Annotated in this window: 13 protein-coding genes; 10 read left to right on the forward strand and 3 right to left on the reverse strand. The window is 35.5% G+C overall.

Going from position 1 to position 14,835, the window contains the following annotated elements; genetic code table 11:
* Positions 1-164 precede the first annotated feature (164 nt).
* The 3 genes from PL8927_RS20635 (at position 165) to PL8927_RS20645 (ending at position 6,221) form a co-directional block, all read left to right on the forward strand.
* Complete coding sequence (locus PL8927_RS20635; RefSeq protein WP_269322029.1) at positions 165-401, forward strand: ATP-binding protein; 237 nt, start codon at positions 165-167, stop codon at positions 399-401.
* A complete protein-coding gene (locus PL8927_RS20640) occupies positions 398-4,141 on the forward strand; it encodes an MHYT domain-containing protein (protein ID WP_083625324.1) in 3,744 nt (1,247 codons plus the stop codon). The genes PL8927_RS20635 and PL8927_RS20640 overlap by 4 nt, the downstream gene beginning before the upstream one ends.
* A gap of 106 nt (positions 4,142-4,247) precedes the next feature.
* Positions 4,248-6,221, forward strand: coding sequence for an adenylate/guanylate cyclase domain-containing protein (locus tag PL8927_RS20645; RefSeq protein WP_083625325.1), 1,974 nt, complete (start codon positions 4,248-4,250; stop codon positions 6,219-6,221).
* Here PL8927_RS20645 and PL8927_RS20650 read toward each other — a convergent pair.
* Positions 6,171-6,962, reverse strand: a complete 792-nt coding sequence (locus PL8927_RS20650) for a cyclic nucleotide-binding domain-containing protein (RefSeq protein WP_083625326.1) — start codon at positions 6,960-6,962, stop codon at positions 6,171-6,173. The genes PL8927_RS20645 and PL8927_RS20650 overlap by 51 nt on opposite strands.
* 497 nt (positions 6,963-7,459) lie before the next feature.
* Here PL8927_RS20650 and PL8927_RS20655 point away from each other — a divergent pair, with 497 nt between their 5' ends.
* The 5 genes from PL8927_RS20655 (at position 7,460) to PL8927_RS20675 (ending at position 9,021) form a co-directional block, all read left to right on the forward strand.
* Complete coding sequence (locus PL8927_RS20655; RefSeq protein ID WP_083625327.1) at positions 7,460-7,786, forward strand: hypothetical protein; 327 nt, start codon at positions 7,460-7,462, stop codon at positions 7,784-7,786.
* A 127-nt stretch (positions 7,787-7,913) separates the two neighbouring features.
* Complete coding sequence (locus tag PL8927_RS20660) at positions 7,914-8,117, forward strand: hypothetical protein (protein ID WP_083625328.1); 204 nt, start codon at positions 7,914-7,916, stop codon at positions 8,115-8,117.
* Positions 8,118-8,284: 167 nt separating this feature from the next.
* Positions 8,285-8,488 (forward strand): type II toxin-antitoxin system HicB family antitoxin, encoded by a 204-nt coding sequence (locus PL8927_RS20665; protein WP_083625329.1) that lies wholly within the window; start codon positions 8,285-8,287, stop codon positions 8,486-8,488.
* Positions 8,485-8,694: a type II toxin-antitoxin system HicA family toxin gene (locus tag PL8927_RS20670; protein ID WP_083625330.1), complete on the forward strand. Its 210-nt coding sequence runs from the start codon at positions 8,485-8,487 to the stop codon at positions 8,692-8,694. The genes PL8927_RS20665 and PL8927_RS20670 overlap by 4 nt, the downstream gene beginning before the upstream one ends.
* Before the next feature lie 69 nt (positions 8,695-8,763).
* Positions 8,764-9,021, forward strand: a complete 258-nt coding sequence (locus tag PL8927_RS20675; RefSeq protein WP_231506083.1) for a type II toxin-antitoxin system HicB family antitoxin — start codon at positions 8,764-8,766, stop codon at positions 9,019-9,021.
* A 56-nt stretch (positions 9,022-9,077) separates the two neighbouring features.
* Here PL8927_RS20675 and PL8927_RS20680 read toward each other — a convergent pair whose 3' ends face one another.
* Positions 9,078-11,999: a type IIG restriction enzyme/methyltransferase gene (locus PL8927_RS20680; protein ID WP_083625332.1), complete on the reverse strand. Its 2,922-nt coding sequence runs from the start codon at positions 11,997-11,999 to the stop codon at positions 9,078-9,080.
* Between the two features lie 181 nt (positions 12,000-12,180).
* Between PL8927_RS20680 and PL8927_RS20685 the strand changes: the two genes are divergently transcribed.
* Positions 12,181-13,350 (forward strand): DUF262 domain-containing protein, encoded by a 1,170-nt coding sequence (locus tag PL8927_RS20685; RefSeq protein ID WP_083625333.1) that lies wholly within the window; start codon positions 12,181-12,183, stop codon positions 13,348-13,350.
* Between the two features lie 6 nt (positions 13,351-13,356).
* Positions 13,357-14,421: an MAE_28990/MAE_18760 family HEPN-like nuclease gene (locus PL8927_RS20690; RefSeq protein ID WP_083625334.1), complete on the forward strand. Its 1,065-nt coding sequence runs from the start codon at positions 13,357-13,359 to the stop codon at positions 14,419-14,421.
* Here the strand turns inward: PL8927_RS20690 and PL8927_RS28890 are convergent.
* The gene (locus tag PL8927_RS28890) at positions 14,414-14,545 is read right to left on the reverse strand and encodes a hypothetical protein (protein WP_269322030.1); all 132 of its coding nucleotides are present in this window, start codon (positions 14,543-14,545) and stop codon (positions 14,414-14,416) included. The genes PL8927_RS20690 and PL8927_RS28890 overlap by 8 nt on opposite strands.
* Positions 14,546-14,835: the final 290 nt, after the last annotated feature.

Consider the following 14,835-nt stretch of genomic DNA (forward strand, 5'->3'; position numbering starts at 1 on the left):
GAAAGTATCTATTTTCAGTCTATAGCACTACTTGAACAGGGATCACCGGAGCCGGGAACAGAGGATCTAGGATAATACTTCTGGCTGTTTCATGTCAGTTGTAAATTATTACAACCTATTTGGGATTGCTATAAAGAAAATTTGTTAAGCTTGATTTAATTAAATTGGGTGCTGATCGGATTAAAGATAATGGCATAGGGATGATCTCTGATATGAGCAATAAAATTTATCCCCGCTTTTTTACCACAAAACCCATCGGTTATGGTACAGGATTAGGGTTAGCAATTTCTCATCAAATTGTTAAGACCCATCAAGGTTATTTATACTGTACTTCTAAAGATTCAGTTTTGAATGTTCCTAGTCAACCGTTAGTTAATAATTATTCAAAGACTCAAACATGAAATCTTTACTGATTATGACGGTCATCCAAGGCCATTATCAACCGTCTTTAGTTGTCCTCTCTTTCCTAATTGCGGTCATTGCCACTTATACCGCGTTGGATTTAACCGGACGGGTCACTCCCCAATCTACCCTCAAGAAGCGTCTCCTCTGGGCAGGGGGAGGGTCACTGGCGATGGGAACAGGGATATGGTCGATGCACTTTATCGGGATGTTGGCGTTTCAACTTCCTCTCCCGGTGGCTTACGATCTCAAGATTACTATCCTCTCCTGGGGTGTGGGCGTGCTCGCCTCTGGGTTGGCGTTGTTGTTATGGAATCGACCTAAACTTAGTCTCGGTGTGCTTTCCGGTGGTGTGGTATTGGGATTAGCCATTGTGTCCATGCACTATGTGGGAATGGCAGGCATGATGATTGCAGGCGCCGTGATGGAATATAATTTAGTGCGTGTTTTGATGTCCGTCGCCATCGCCATTTTTGCCTCCATCGCTGCTTCGGGGATAACATTTTACTTAAGATATTCTGGTACATCGGGGTTTAATCCCATCAAGGGATGCAGTGCCGTGATCATGGCTGTTGCCATCAGTGGAATGCACTACACAGGAATGTGGGCGACTAACATTATTGAACAGTCTTCTATGGCTTTCAATTCTGAGGAAATGTCTGTCCATTCAGGGTTAGCATTGCAAATTGGAATCATCACATTAATATTATTGGTGGGAACTTTAGTTACATCTTTGTTAGATCAACGCTATAACGCTCAATTACTGTATCAAAATGCCCTGCAAGAAAGTGAAAAACGCTTTCGTTCTCTGATTCGAGAAATGCCAGTAGGCGTGTTACTGTTAACGCCCAAAGGAGAGATTATTTTGAGTAATCAATTTGCTCAAAATTTGTTATTCCCGATTGAACCCAAATTAGAGGGAAAAAATCTATTTTCCTTGCCCGTTAAACTTCTCAATGAAGAAGGGAAACCCTTGGGGGATAAAATGGAATCTATTCAGGAAGCGATCGCCCAAGGTCAACCGATCCGAAACTTAATTATTGGACTCCAACAACAACCTGCTTTAGCAACCCTCACTTGGTTATTGTTAAATATTGATCCTCAGTTCAATGAAAATAAAAAAATAGAACGAATTGTCTGTACTTTTAATGATATCACCGAGCGTAAAAACCTTGATCAAGAATTAACAAAATCTCGGCAATTTTTAAATACAATTATTGAAAATATTCCTTTAGCTTTATATGTTAAAAGTGTTGAAAGTGAGTTTCAATTTGTTCTCTGGAATAAAGCAAGTGAACTAATCTTTGGAGTCCCCCGTGATCAAATCTTAGGAAAAAATATTTATGATTTGTTACCCCAAAAACAAGCCGAGCATTTTCGTTTGCATATTTTAGAGGCTTTAACTCATCATAACCCCATAGAAGTTCCTGAAGTTCTGATTCATACTCCGACTCAGGGTGACATCTTATTAAGAACTTTAAAGATCCCGATTATCAACCACCAAAAAATCACCCACATGCTGTGTATTTCTGAAGATATTACTAATCGCAAAAATACTGAAATTGCGTTACAAGAAAGTTTGGAACGGGAACAAGCGTTAGCAAAAGCCATCCAACGGATGCGGCAAACCTTAGATATCAAAACAATTTTTTCCACCACGGCTTCAGAATTAAGACGAGTGATTAATTGTGATCGGGTTGTGGTGTATCGTTTCCGTCCTGACTGGAGTGGAGAATTTATTGCAGAATCCGTTGATTCTGGGTGGATTTCTTTATTTGAAGAACAAAACTCTAATCCTAAATTACAACAAAATACAACGGCTAATGAACGGTGTACGGTCAAATTATTTGAGAGTAACTCCCAGACTAATTATTTATCCCCTGGAATTCAAGATACTTATCTTCAATCGACCCAAGGAGGATTGTATAATCAGGGAATCAATTACCGGGCTGTTCCCGATATTTATCAAGCTAATTTTGATGAGTGTTATATTCAGTTATTAGAGAGTTTTCAAGCCAGAGCTTATATTATTGTTCCGATTTTTTCTAATAATCAATTATGGGGATTACTCGCCACCTATCAAAACTCTAGTTCCCGTTATTGGAAACAGGCAGAAATTAATATTGCCGTGCAGATTAGTAATCAGTTAGGTGTGGCTTTACAGCAAGCTGAATTATTAGAAAAAACTCAGAAACAATCCATCGAACTTCAAAAAGCTGTATCGGCTGCTGATGCCGCTAATCAGGCAAAATCAGAATTTTTAGCCAATATGAGTCATGAGTTAAGAACTCCCTTGAATGCCATCTTAGGGTTTACTCAATTGATGAATGAAGATCCGATTTTATCTCCAAAGCATCATAAGTATATTGAAATTATTAATCATGCGGGTGAGCATTTATTAACATTAATTAATGACATTTTAGAAATGTCTAAAATTGAAGCAGGAAGAACAACTCTTAATGAACATCAGTTTGATTTAATTAATCTTTTAGAGGGGTTAAGAAAAATGTTGCAAATGAAGGCAAAATCTAAGGGATTAGAATTACAATTTCAATATGCACCTAACTTACCCCGTTATTTGCAAACGGATCAAGGAAAATTACGACAAGTTTTATTGAATTTATTAAGCAACGCGATTAAATTTACAAGCCAAGGTCAAGTTACGTTAAGAGTGAAACGTGAATATCAAATCTTTAACTCTGAGTCTTCATCTTCTCCCCACTCAGAGGATGAAAATTTATCTAATATTGACCTAGAAAATCTTTCTGTTAATCCATCTTCTGAGACAAAATCGGAGTTTATTTTATTTGAAGTTGAAGATACAGGTTTAGGAATTTCCCCCGAAGAAATACAATTACTATTTGAACCTTTTAAACAAACAGAATCGGGACGTAATTCTAATCAAGGAACAGGTTTAGGTTTAGCGATTAGTCGGAAATATGTCCAACTGATGGGAGGAGATATTCATGTCAACAGTCAACTGGGAGTAGGAAGTTTATTTATGTTTAAAATTCCGACTCCTTTTTTAGACTCCGGTGAACTTTCCTTCACTGCTAATAAACCCAAGGTGATGGCACTTGCACCCCATCAACCGGAATATCGAATTTTAATTGTAGATGATAATTTAGATAGCTGTTTATTACTCAGCGAATTATTATCAGAAGTTGGGTTTAAAATTCAACAAGCTGGAAATGGTCAAGAAGCCATCAATTGTTGGGAAGTTTGGCAACCTCATTTAATTTTAATGGATGTCAAAATGCCCGTGATGGACGGGTTAACGGCGGCGGCTTTAATTAAAGCAACATCTCTCGGAAAACAAACTAAAATTGTTGCTTTAACCGCGAGTGCTTTTGATGAAACTCGACAAACAATTTTAGCCTCTGGTTGCGATGATTTTGTGGCTAAACCGTTTAAATCAGAAAAATTACTTGAAAAAATCAGCCAACATTTAGGTGTAGAATATATTTATCAACAGGATGTAGCTCAACCAGAGGAATCCCTTCCCGATCCCCCCCAAAGTTCAGTAGAGGATTTGAGTTCTCTTGCAATCATCATGTCCCCAGAATGGCAGGAACAACTCTATTATGCGGCTGCTCAAGGAAGTGATGAACAAATATTAGATTTAATTGATAAAATCCCTCCTGAACATCAGGAATTGATTGCTATTCTCAGGGATTTAAGTCTGAATTTCCAATTTCAAACTATCTTAAAATTTACCGGAACACATACCCAAAAATAAAAATCAAATTTGATTTTTGTTTTATTAATTAAAGAAAATTTGGTGAAAAACTCCCTAATATTTTACCTCAAAAACACGCGAATATTATGTTAGAAGGAAGATCAATATGAATATTAATAAAGAGGAATTAATCGGGGATGTTCTGATTGTTGATGACAATATTGACAATATTCGCTTTTTATCAAATTTCCTCACTCAGCAAGGCTACCAAGTTCGCAAGGCTATTAATGGAGAAGTGGGTTTAATGGCGGCAAGAACTGTGATTCCAGACCTAATTCTTCTCGATATTAATATGCCGGGAATCGGAGGTTATGAAGTTTGTCAACAACTCAAAGCAGATGAAAGAACCCGTTTAACTCCGGTTATTTTTTTAAGTGCGGGAGATGATATTACAGACAAAGTAAAAGCTTTTAAAGTTGGGGGAATAGATTATATTACAAAACCTTTTCAACTCGAAGAAGTCTTAATTCGCATTCAAACTCAATTACACCTAAAAGTTCTTCAGAAAAAACTACAAACTCAAAATGAAGCATTGCAACAAACGGTCGCTTCTTTGCAAACGGTTACTACAAATTTAGAGCAATCCCAGGCAGAACTTCAAGCCTTATTTAGGGCGATGACGGAATCCATTTTAGTCTTTGATGCTGAAGGGCATTATCTAAAAATTGCTACCCCCAATACTAAGTTATTATATAAACCATATCAACAAAGACTTGGCAAAAAACTCCATGAAATTTTACCTAAAAAACCAGCCGATATTTTGTTGTCAGCTATTCAAAAAGCACTAGAAACTCAATCCCAAATTGAAGTAGAATATCGTTTAATTCTTAATTATAAGAAAACCGATTTATGTGCGAATCTTTCCCCCATTTCTTCTACCTCAGTCCTTTGTGTGATCCGAGATATTAGCGATCGCAAACGTCGAGAAGAAGCCCTAAAATTAATTGTGGAAGGAACTGCTGCTAAAACAGGTCATGAATTCTTTCGCTCCTGTGTTCGAGGCTTGGCTGAAATTTTAGGCGTTCGTTATACTTTTGTGACTGAATGTGCCACCCCCGAAAAAACGAGAGCTCGTACCCTAGCATTTTGGCTTCAGAATAACTTTATTGATAATATCGAGTATGATTTAAAAGGAACACCTTGTTATGAAGTGATTGAAAATAAGGAATATTCTTGTTATTCTGATGATATTATTAATTGGTTTCCCGAAAATCAAGATTTAGTCGAGTTAAAAGCCCGCAGTTATGCCGGAATTCCCTTAATAGATTCAACAGGAAATGTGATTGGTCATCTTGCTGTTTTAGATACAAATCCGATGCAAGATGACCAAACTAGAGAACTGGTTTTAAGAATTTTTGCAGCCAGAGCCGGAGCCGAATTAGAGCGCCAAATCACTGATAGAGCCTTGCAAGAAAGCCAGGAACGCTCAGAACGATTATTACTCAATATTTTGCCCTCAACCATTGCTGAACGCTTAAAACAGGATACCCGTGCTATTGCCGAACAATTTGAGGAAGTCACGATTTTATTTGCTGATATTGTCGGTTTTACTTCCTTATCTACTCGTGTTAAACCTGATGAATTAGTGAATATATTAAATGAGATTTTTTCGGCTTTTGATGAACTCACAGAAAAGCATGGTTTAGAAAAAATTAAAACCATTGGAGATGCTTATATGGCAGTTGGTGGATTACCCCTTCCTAACATAAATCATGCTGAATCTGTTGCTCAAATGGCATTAGATATGCAGGGAGCGATCGCTCATTTTGAAGCGAAATATAATGAACCTTTACAAATGCGAATTGGCATCAATACAGGGTCAGTAGTTGCTGGAGTGATTGGCATGAAAAAGTTTATTTATGATTTGTGGGGGGATGCTGTTAATGTTGCTTCTCGCATGGAATCATCGGGTTTACCGGGTAAAATTCAAGTCACGGAAGCCACTTATGAACGATTAAAAAATCACTATATTTTTGAGCAACGGGGACAAGTAGAAGTCAAAGGAAAAGGAGAAATGACTACCTATTGGTTACTTCAAAGGCCACCAGGAAACTTTATCACGGGTCGCACTATAAGTTGATTTGAGTTCTTCCGGGTCAAGGACTCGAATAATATCTTCTGAGGTATCATTAGATTTTGCTACTTCAATTAATTTAACTTTTTGCATTCCCTTGAGAACTTGTTCAACAGTGCGATGGTTTAATTGACAGCAACGCGCAATCACATCAATGGGTAAATCAAACGTATAAACCCCATCGGACTGAGGTTGATTTCCTAAACTGCGTTCTTGATAAACCAAAGCTCTTAACAGTGCCGCAACCGCTTGAGGAGGATAGGAACTACAATTGAGTAAATGATACTGAAATTTTTCTCGCAGTTCAAAAAATTTATCGTAACGCTCCCGCACCACTTCGCTATTCTCATAAATGGCTTTCAGGGTATCGAGGGGTAATTTAATCACCTCGGTGGTTTTGTAAGCTTCGACTAAACTGGGAAACGCCCGACTCATCTGGCCAAAACTAAAAGGAAGATTTCTCATCCCAAAACATCCCCCCGGATAGCTAATGGTAATAATCCGGTCTAGGGGGGTACTGCGGATAATAATTGGCCCCCCACTCATAATAATGTAGAGAACATCTAAAAAAATATTAGGACGAAAAGCCGTATATACAGGACGGTTAGAATACAGCTTTTCTACAGCGAGGTCTGGGGAAAGATACTGAGCCAGCCAGTTAATCTCTAAGTCTCGAAAGAGGTAGTTACTCTCAATCAAAAGTTTTGCTAACTCGACTTCAGGTGTTGAAGGTGCTTGTGCTGCCATATTGTACTTTCCTACTGTCTCTCTCTATCTTGACATGGCGAAGGCATTTGCTTACAAACTCAAATCCTCAAGAGGATTCCTGTAACCCAGTTTCATACTCTAAAAATCCCTTTAAATAATGCCTTAACGAGGATATAACGGCGACACCTGCGAAATTTTATTAGAACAACCCGCCCCATGGCGCGTCTCTACTCAATCTGTTCCCTGTTCCCTGTTCCAGAGAGGGGTTTTTTGTGGGGAGGATGATGATCACAACCCGGAAATTTTACAAAAAATAACAGTCAGGGTAAAACCGCTTGTGAAATTGTCACATCCGTTACATAATGGAATCCATCTTTTCTCTAAATCGAGGGAAGATTTTGGGGACGCGGAAAAAACTGGAACAATCTCCCCGGTGAGAACCGACATTAATAGAGATAGTGGTGATATCAAGATCATTCTCATCCTAGCCGCACCCAAAGATTCTATGTAATCATCAACCCAGAGGAGAGGTTGACATGAAAATTATTCAAGGATACAACCCATCACAACCCGTTTCCCTGACCAAAATCCGTAAAGTCAGGGGTGTAACCATTGTGGAAAAATCAGGGGATCATCTGTATGTATTACCGGATGAAAATCACGCTAAACCTGTACCAGAATTTAATAAAATTAGCTCTTTTGATATTAATGATTGGGCAGAAAAAGCAACGGATTTAGATGGATTCTACTTTATTAATGCCATTACTCAAACCGGAAACTATTTGGGTTCTGAATGGAATGATATTATTTTAGGACTCAAATTCAGAGGATTAGCTACTTACGTTCCGGCCAATCAATCCTAAATGAAATATTCATCCTTACACTCTGCACCCCTCTAATTTTTACCCATTAAAGGTAAACCCACATCAAAATTGTCCTGATGGGGAATTAGAGGGGTGTATTAATTAGTATTTGCTCACAGAGGAAAGGATGAACAAGTCATCATTAAGTACATCTACCGATATTCAGCGTATTGTCAACAAAATTTACGCCACAGGTCAAATTACTCGCGCTGACCAACAAGGATTAACGGCTTTAATTTTTTCTGACCAAGTTTTAGGCTTAAAAGAATGTCAGCAAATTAGTGAAATTATTAATCGCTTAAATAACGGCTGGTTAAAAGTCATTGATTAATATATACTCAAGCCTTCTAATCTTGCCGTTTGCCATTTCAGCTTAGAAATGCTAGAATAGCTTATAATGCTGACGGAAAATTGAGAAAATGCTATTTGCGCCCGTTCGTCGGTTTCAAACTCAACGCTAAAATAAGAAAATAGAAAAAATAGCCACTTGACTCAATTATGAATATTAAAGCTATTGTTCACGAAGCAGAAGAGGGAGGGTATTGGGCAGAAGTTCCTGCACTTCCTGGATGTGTAACCCAAGGGGAAACTTGGGAAGAAGTGATGGAAAATCTGCAAGAAGCGATAGAAGGTTGGTTAGAGGTGGCAAATGAAACTCAAAAGGAAAAAGAAACTGACCGCATTGTGCAAATTGCAGTATGAAATCAATTTCTGGGAAAAATTTTTGTAAGATTTTGGAAAGAAAAGGCTGGATTTTGAAACGAATCAAAGGCAGTCATCATATTTATCAAAATCCCCAAAATAATAGGATTGTTTCTGTTCCAGTTCATCGGAATCAAGATTTAAAGCTCGGAACATTAGGTGTTCTGATGAAAACTGCAAATATATCTGAAGATGAGCTAAACTAATCAACTTTTCTTGAATCAATCACTATTTATTCAGAAGTAGAGTTCAAGTCATTATTAGGGAAACTTTAAATGATGTTAACAAATTTTATTTACGCAGCCATGAATCGGGCAAAATATGAGATCTTAGATGAGGGGATATTTTATGGAGAAATACCCGACTGTCAGGGAGTTTGGAGTAGTGGTAAAACCTTGGAAGAATGTCGAGAAAATTTACAAGATGCGTTAGAAGGATGGATCATTTTAGGGTTACGTTTGGGTCATCAATTACCGATTTTAGAGGATATTAACTTAAACATTGAAAACGAGAAGCAACCACAAAGACACTAAGACACTAAGAAATGAAGATTATCAAGGAAAAAATGAGGGGAAGTGGATAATCTTTTTTAGGTTTTACCCTCAACTATTTTAATTTCTTCTTCTGTTAATCCATACAATTCATAAACCAGTTGATCGATTTGTTGTTCTAATATTGTTGTATCTGTATTGGGGTTTGATTGTTTGGCGGTGAGAATTTTGTTAACTAATTTTTCTATCTCATCCGTTTGTTTAAAAGTTGGTTCAGGAATTCTTAATTGTCTTATATCGTTCAGAGTTATTTGTGTAAAATCATCCTTTTTTGCTGATGTTGAACCTTTAGTTTGTATAAATGAAATAAGTTTTGAGTTAATAATAGCCAATAAATATCTAGCAGAAAATCTCTTATTATTAGGTTTAAAAATATAGACATCTTTTTTTGTCACAAATCGCTGTTCAGTCAAGGTTGCCATTATTCTAAACTGCCTATTTATAATTCTTCTAATTAATATTCTTTCACCTGTAAAAGAATCAAATGAAGATGGTTTTTCTTTGATATTTTCGCCATAGTTAACATATTGAAAATTCTCACTATCTATAAAGTATCTATCTATTTTTCCGACGAAAATAGTTTCATATTTCTCTGTTAATTTAGTTGTGGAATAATCTTCTTGATTTGCTAAAATTCCTCTGGTAGAATTTGTAATATCCTCAAGTTTAATATTAAATATATTTAGCTTATTAGTCAGTGATCTTGATATTGAATTAAAAATTATTTTTAAGCTGTCAGTATTAGCCCATTCATTTTTATGAAGTCTGATATAATTTAAAGAATTAAGTATATTATAATCTATCTTTTCCCTTGTCCCAAATTCATATATATATGAAATCCTCTCATTTATATTTTTAGAAAATATATAAATTCCTGTATCAACATACGCATCCGAAAATATGTTATAGGGTAAAATTACACCTAAATTAAGATGGAGATTTTGAAGAATCAGACTTCTTGTTGAATAATATTTCTCGCTTGTTAACCAGAATATTGGTATAATCAATGCTAAAAAACCTGATTTTTTAGCAACTCTTATTCCCTGATCTATAAAAATTGTATAAATGTCATCTATTCCAGAGTATTGATTTGAAAAAAGTGCTTTTTCACTCGAATTAAATTTAACTCCATAAGGCGGATTTCCAATCACAACATCAAAACCAATAAACTTTCCTGTATCATCCAAAATTTCAGGAAACTCAAACCGCCATTCAAACGCATGATCATAAATTTTACCGCTTTCAATTTCCTCAATTTCCACCCTTAACTTATCAATCTCATTATTCAACTTAATAACTTTCTTCTCCCGTACTTTCTGTTCCGCTTTAGTTTCCTCAAACAGCAAAAGTTGATTCTCTAAATTATAAACTTCTCCCTCTAACTGTCTTAACTTCGTTTTCTTGGGGTCAACTCCTTGAAGTGTAGTTTTAAAATTACCTTTAATGGTATTTATTAACTTTTCCATCTCTCGCTTTTGCTGTTTATTTTCAGCATGGCGATAGGTTTGAACAGCATTTTGATAGGTTTCAATATCAATTTTATTTTTCTTTAACGCGGGTTTTAAATCCGCATCCAAAGGAAAACGACTAATTAAAGAGTTACCGCATTTAATATTAATATCAATATTCGGTAGGGTTTCCAGTTCGCTGTAATTACTATCCGCTTGATAATAGGCATTTTTTAACAATTCTATCCATAAGCGTAACCGACAGATTTTAACCGAGTTCGGGTTAATATCCACCCCAAATAAACAATTTTCGATAATCGTTTGCTTTTCATGAAATAAGGTTTCTTGGATGCGTTGACTTTCTGGGTTTTGTGGCGTATAGCTAAAAGGTTTATTATCTTCATCGGTGATAATTAATTCATCATTTTCTACAATAATTTGATATTCTTTTAATCGTTTTCCAGTTTGATCCTGTAAAATTTTCAGATCATTTTTAATCGCAATAATTTCATTTAATGCTGAAACTAAAAAATGTCCCGACCCCACCGCCGGATCACAAATTTTCAAACGATTAATAATTTGATTTGCTTCGGTTCTATCTTCTATTTTATCATATAAATCATCAAGAGTTTGACAATTCCAACCTTTAATATCATTAAATTTCTGGACAACTGCTTTCCTCAGAGTTTCTCGACACATATACATGGTAATAAAACCAGGGGTAAAATATGACCCGTCTTTATAACCATTAATTTTCTCGAAAATTAGTCCTAAAACCGAAGCATTAATTAAGGTTTTCTGATCTTCTTGAATTCCTTCTAAACCTTCGCTACTAAAATCATAAGCGTCCAGAAACTCAAACAAATATTGTAGAGTATTGAGTTCTCCCGTGCGTTTGTTTCCGTTATCATCTTTTAAAACAGTTGTTGATAAAATGGGGAGTTTGTCTTCTCTCAGGTTACTTATCACAATAGTTTGATGTTCTAATTCTGTGGGTTCAAATAGGGAACTATTCAGATAGGGAACATGAGCAAAAATCTTTTGTACATCTGAGTTACGTTCACTAGATTTAACCGCCAATATCTGAAAAAATAAACGATCTAAATCATCAAAATTATGGATTTTATCTAAATTTAGAAAAGCAAAATTTTTGTTCCCTTTATGGTAAGTTATTAATTGAGATTCTAATAATTTTAAAAATAAAATTCTGTTGATCCAAGTAATTGCTAACTCTAAAGCAATATTAAAAAGCTGTTCTTGTTCAGTTTCTCCAAATTGTTCGGGTTTTTCCAGTCGGGAAATTTTATCTAAACTATTCAGTTGTAAAATAGCATTTTCTAGGAGTGAACCGGAATTTTGTTGTCCTTCAGGTTGACGTTTGATCAGCTTTTTATTCTTTTCTTTCGTTTCGGTTAAACCAATAATATGCAGTAATTCACTATAAAAACTTTTATTGAGAGTATTGCTATCATTATTTAAGGCTTCTCTAGGTTGTCTTTGTTTATTTTTCATAGTCAAAACCTCAAGAATAAAATGCTTTCCTCGAACTTAGTGCGAGCAAGGATGCTCGCTAATTTGAGTATACAAGCTGTTATTATAAAAGCTTATATACTCAAGCCTTCTGATCTTGCAGTTTGCCATTTCAGCTTAGGAATGCTAGAATAGCTCATAATGCTGACGGAGAATTGAGACAATGCTATTTGCGCCCGTTGAAGAAAAAATGTGGGAGAAATCTTCCTCAAAACGTCAAAAAAAAATGTCTGATGGAGAAATTAATGATAAATACTCCTCACAAGAAAACCGAATTCTAACTGAAATTAATCGGGAAAAACTCCCTAGCTTTGCTGAGGCTTTAAAAAAAAACGGATATATGAATGTACAACCCGTTTATCAAAGAAGACCTCGATGGGATGCCAAAATGAAGTCACGATTAATTGAGTCATTCCTAATTAATATTCCTGTTCCGCCCATTATTCTGTTTGAAATAGATTATAATTCTTATGAAGTCATGGATGGTCAACAGAGAATTACAGCAATTAGAGAGTTCTATGAAAACAAACTCAAACTAACGGGACTCGAACTTTGGCCAGAAATCAATGGACGTACTTATGAGCAACTTCCAATTAAAGTTAAAGCAGGAATTGATCGTCGATCTATTTCATCTATTGTTATTATTGCAGAATCAACTTCTGATCCTGAAACAGCTTTGTTCCTCAAACAGAAAAGTTTTGAACGTTTTAATACCGGAGGCGTAGATTTAAGTCAGCAGGAAGTACGGAATTGTTTGTATCATGGGAAGTTTAATTCATTATTATTGGAATTATCTCGTGATCCTATTTTTACTCAATCTTGGGGAATTCCTACAGATGAAAATGCTGATTTATTAAACAATAATCTTTATAAAAAAATGGAGGATGCAGAATTAGTGCTTCGTTTCTTTGCCTTGAGGAATGTAGATCATTTTCAACGAGGAATGGAAGGATTTCTTGATCTTTATATGATCAAAAGTTCAAATTTTTCTGATCAGGATATTTTAATCCTGAAGGATGTATTTTTAAAAACAATTAGTCTAGCTTACGAAATTTATAACGATAATTTATTCAAACCCTTCGATCCAAAATCTATGACTTGGAAGAAAGATTCCTATAAAGCTTATTATGATGCGGTCATGGTTGGATTTAATCGACATTTGGATGAAAGAGAAATTTTAATCCATAAAAAAACAAGAATTATTGAAGAAACCCAAAAACTCTTTAAAAGGGAAGAATCACGTCTTTTAACAGGCGGTGGAAAAAGTAAAGCAGAAATTCAACAGCGAATCCAAATCTTTGATGATATGCTATCGCAGGTTATTGGAGAATAGCTGGCAATGTTTGAGAATCTTTTAGAGACATCCAGTATAAAAATTGCAACTGTTCGTGCAATGCTCCAGACTAATGATAGACTTAGGGCAATTGTTTTTGGAAAACATAGTTTAAATAAAGATCCATTGCAGGAAAACAATGATTTTCTGAAATTGGCTCAAGAATTTCCTAGAGAAATTGAATGGAAAATCTATGACCACTGTGCTACTGTAATGCGATTATACGCCATTTATGAAAGATTTGTTGAAGATTTAATCTCCGAATGGTTACAACTTTTACCTGAGTTAATTTCCAGTTATTCCGATTTAGGTGAAACAATTCAAAATACCCATCGAGAGGGAATAGGACGATTATTAACATACCCGAAAAAGATACGATTTGAAGATCCTGAAAACCAAAATCTATCTATTTATTATAAAAAAGTGGTTCAAGGGTTTTTGGCTGCCATTAGTGACCATGAAAAATACGAGTTACTTCCTGAAATTTTTATATTCCATGAACAAAATTTAAGAAAAGATGCGTTAGTGGAATTATTGACCAAAGCTGGAATTGAAAAGGCTTGGGAATGGATTATTGACCATCGAAAGATCAAATATTTTATAGAGCAAGTCCGAGGAAATCAAAATACCGCCGAAGCAGAACTTAAACAATTTATTCACTATCGTAATAAAGCAGCACATGGATCAATTAATGAAACTTTGGGAATTCAAGAATTGCTATATTTAGCAGATTTTGTTGAAGCATTATGTCAATCTTTAGCTGAATTAGTAACTTATCAAATCCTTTTAAAAAAAGTATCAATTGGACAAGCTCAAAACGTTGGACGGGTTACAGAATGGTTTAAAAAGCCAAAAGCAGCCGTCGTAAAAGTAGAGAATATCACTTTATCTGTAGGAGATAAGTTATTTCTAGTGAATGAAGAATCATCTTATTGTTCTTTAGCTGAAATTGAGAGTATTGAAATACATGATCGATCGGAAAATCAAGTTGAAATATCTTCTCTTACGGAAGTGGGATTAAAGTTTAATATTGATGCTCGAAAAGGATTTAGCCTTTATGTGATCAATTAAAGTTACTACGTCTAATTGTTCCTGAACGAATAGAAGCAATTAATTGACGAGTAGTATAGGCTTGTTTCGGATGGCGGTAAATTTCCTCTGCGGTTCCGATTTCTTCGATTTTTCCTTGATTCATGACAATAATGCGATCACCCCTACCCAAACCTCAAGGGATTTACTAGGCTAAATATCAAGGTTATATCAACTAATTTCCGATCAGTAATTATCCTGAAGTTGAATTCAAGTTATTAGCTTGTCAGAGGTGCTGACCTTAATAGGGAATTAAGATCTCTCCTAAATGATCCAGATTTTTCATTTCAATGGTTAATAGTTAAAGACTGGTCAGAAACAAGCCGTTATCAAACATATAACCAAGAAAAAGCTCACCTGATTTACTCAGCAATTACCGATCCCAATCACGGAGTT

Origin of the sequence: Planktothrix serta PCC 8927, assembly GCF_900010725.2 — a bacterium.
GTDB lineage: Bacteria > Cyanobacteriota > Cyanobacteriia > Cyanobacteriales > Microcoleaceae > Planktothrix > Planktothrix serta.